We start from the raw sequence: 3,383 nt of genomic DNA, 5'->3' as shown, positions 1-3,383 counted from the left end.
TAATATAGTAGAATGATTTTCACCAAACTGCTTAACATTAATAAAAAGTGCTTTTTCAGTATACTTAAGGGCCTGCGTTAATTTACCTTGCTCTTGGTAAATTTGTCCCAAGTTATGGTAATCTATTGCCACATTGGGATGATTTTCCCCAAATTGCTCAAGGTTAATGGTATGAGATTTTTCAATGTACTCAGTGGCCTGCTCTAAATTCCCCTGTTTTTTATAGATTTGCCCCAAGCTATAATAATTTTCTGCCACACTAGGATGATTTTTCCCTAATAGCTTACAATTAATGGCAAGCGCTTTATGGGCATATTCAAAGGCCTTATCTAAATTGCCCTGGTTTTTGTAAATCATCCCTAAGGAGTTGTAACAGTTTGCCACTACGGGATGATACTCACCATATAGCTTAAGGTTAATAGCGAGAGCTTTGCGTAAATACTCAACAGCCTTTTCTAAATTACGTTGTTTATGATAGATTACTCCCAAATTGTTGTAATTTATAGATACATCCGAATGAGTTTCACCAACAAGCTTGAGGTTAATAGAGAGCGCCTGATGAACATACTTAGCAGCAAATTCTAACTTATCCTGTTCTTGGTAGATTGCCCCCAGGTTACTGTAAAAACTTGCTATCTCAGAATGATGCTCACCATATAGCTCACGTCTAATCGCAAGCGCTTTTTGTGAATACTCAGCCGCCTTTTCTAAATTACCTTGTTTTTGATAGATTGCTCCCAAATTGTTGTAATTTGCAGCTACGTTGGAATGATTTTCTCCTACACGTGCAAGGTTTATGCTTAGGGCTTGATTGATATAATAAACTGCCTTTTCTAGTTTCCCCTCTCTTTCATAAATACATCCAAGAGCATTTAATACCTCAGAATTTGTTTGCTTTTCTTTTAGCGCTTTACGATACCATTTTTTTGCCTCTTTGTATTGAAAAAGCCTTAAAGCTATCTCTGCCTGAGCTTGTGGTGAATTATCGTTTAAAGATGAAGATTTAAGCTTTTTTTCGTCACCAGCTAAAAACTCTTGCAAGGCTTCGTGGAAAGGCATGAATATACGGTAAATTTTCTTTACCTTTGCTAGGGCTTCATGATCTAAAGCAAACTGGTTTTCGATAAGTTGTGGATCTTCGAATCCGAAGGGTTTAATTAGAGGGTTCATCATCTCTTGTTGTGCTTGATAATGCGAGTAGGTTTTAAGGCGCATAAATAGTACTATACTCATCCACTCCTTTAGTTTTTCAGCTGCGCTGTCCCTTATAGTTTCTTGCTTATTTAATTGGTCAATTCTAGTAAAAGTATCTGACGCTTTTATTTCTTTAAGGAGGGCTAGCCTGTCCAATGCCAGATGAGGAAAACAATAGAGATCATTTTTAACTTTAATAAGCATCCCATGTTTTTCTATGTCACGCATTCCAGGATCGAAAGCACTCATATCCTCTTGAACTAGGTGTTGCTTGGCTAAATATTGACGGAGATTAAGACCTGTTTTATAAGGGTTATCGAGCAATTTTTGAATTTTTTGCTTATATCCATGGGTTAACTCCAGATTGCCTAACAAATGCGTGAAATTTAGAAGTTCCATAGGAAGATGAGTCTCTTTTTCATGCCACCACTGGCCTTTTTCATCTTTAGCTATATATTGAGCCATCTTTTCAGGAGTTTGAATAAGTTCGAATGTTTGGCGATTGCCAAAAGGGGTTTTACAGCCTTTACCTTGTACTCCTTCACCATCAAAAGCAAAACCTCTGGGCGTAACGCTATCAAAAAGATTAACCTCTTTTATGCAAGGAATATTCAAAGCAGGCAGAATCGTTTCTCCTAAATTGATTACTTTTAAATGAAGAAGGGTTGTAAAACACTTAAAATATTCTCTATTTTCTCCAGTGTCTTCTTGCATAAGAATACCAAACTCTAAATCGGAGTAGGGGGTCATTTCTTCTCTGGCTAGAGAACCAAATCCTATCATCGCATATTCGCAGGGTGTAGGCCCTAAAGTATCAAAAACTTGTATTGCAAGGCGTTTAAAAAAAATTTTTATATGTTGAGCAATCTCACTATATAGCTCTCGAACCTCTTTAGGAGAAGGATCTAAGCCGAGAGCTTGAATTTTCTCTTCTATTTCATCCCTAAATTTTTTTAATACTTCGCGATTCTTCTCAAATTGCTCTTTGGTTTTAGGAATACTTACAGGTTCTCCTTTGCAAGCCTTACTAAGCGAAATCTCGACTTTTAATAGCTCTTCTTTAATACTTTTCTGTTGGCCTGCAGAGGACCGGCGTAAAGCATAATTGTAAAGGCCTGCAGCTTGAAGAAGTGTTTCAGACGTCTCTTTTTTCGCATATAGATCCCCTAGTTTTTCTATACAAAAAGCTTCTTTAATAACATCTTCATTTTGAATAGCACGTTTTAAAGCTTGCGTATAGGCTTCTTCCTCATCTAAAAAGCTGCTTTTAATTAGCTGCTTCCATTCTTTACATACGAACTTGGCTTGGCATAAATCTAGTAGTTTTAATTTTTTGAATATCTTTAAAGCAATTTCTGCATATGCTGACGTATCTCTTAGAGGAGAAATAGAATTGTTTTCTACTTTATTAAAGTCAGGAAATATAAGAGGATGAGTATTTAAGCTCTCTAAATTCATAGGGGTTATCTTTTTTACTTAATTTTATTAAAAATTTAAATAGACATTAGCATTATTTATAGCTTTTATACTAGCTTTTTAGCCTGCTAGGCTGAGAAACCGCTATCGCAGCTACCTTTTCTTTTGCTAACTTAGCCAAATTTCTTACAGACTTAATCATTTGTACATGATTAATCAGATTCAATCACCCCATATTTTTTAAATCAAACAATCGGCAAGATAACCATTTGATTGCTAAGTGGTTTTAAAATTTTACCGTTAGATCCACTTGCTTTATAAAAGGTTCTTGGAGTTATGTTTTTCTTTATCGTTGAAGGGTTATCTTAGCGAAGCCTTATACGCAAAGTTATATTCTCATTTTCTAAGTCAACTTAAGGCTTTTCTTCCCGTTAACTTATCTCGCCTCTTATGACAGTAGTTTGTTTTTACAAAAGTTGTGGAAACCAGTAAATTGAGTACTTGCAAATCACTATTAATTGCTGCTATCGCAGGATGGTGGATACCATGCATTGCAATGCTACTTCTAAGCGCTTTTTTAGTATATTCAGCTGCTTGTTTTATATTTCCCTGCTTTATGTATATTAGTAAGTGCATAAATTAGTTGACACTTACTACCTTTAAAACTATATTTAAAGCATATGAAATATTCAGATGCTCGTTTATTACCCCCAGTCATTCAGCAACAGCTTCGGCATAAAGCTGTAGAGTTGTTTTTAAATGGTAAAAATCTT

General features: G+C 35.4%; 1 protein-coding gene. It reads right to left on the bottom strand.

The window, feature by feature from the left end; genetic code table 11:
- A partial coding sequence (locus DB41_RS10605) for a tetratricopeptide repeat protein (RefSeq protein WP_080502382.1) occupies positions 1-2,652 on the bottom strand: 2,652 nt, incomplete at its 3' end.
- Positions 2,653-3,383 lie beyond the last annotated feature (731 nt).

Origin of the sequence: Neochlamydia sp. TUME1 (assembly GCF_000813645.1) — a bacterium.
Classification (GTDB): Bacteria; Chlamydiota; Chlamydiia; order Chlamydiales; family Parachlamydiaceae; genus Neochlamydia.
The sequence above is the reverse complement of the archived record's forward strand: the minus strand, read 5'-3'. Positions and strand labels throughout refer to the sequence as shown.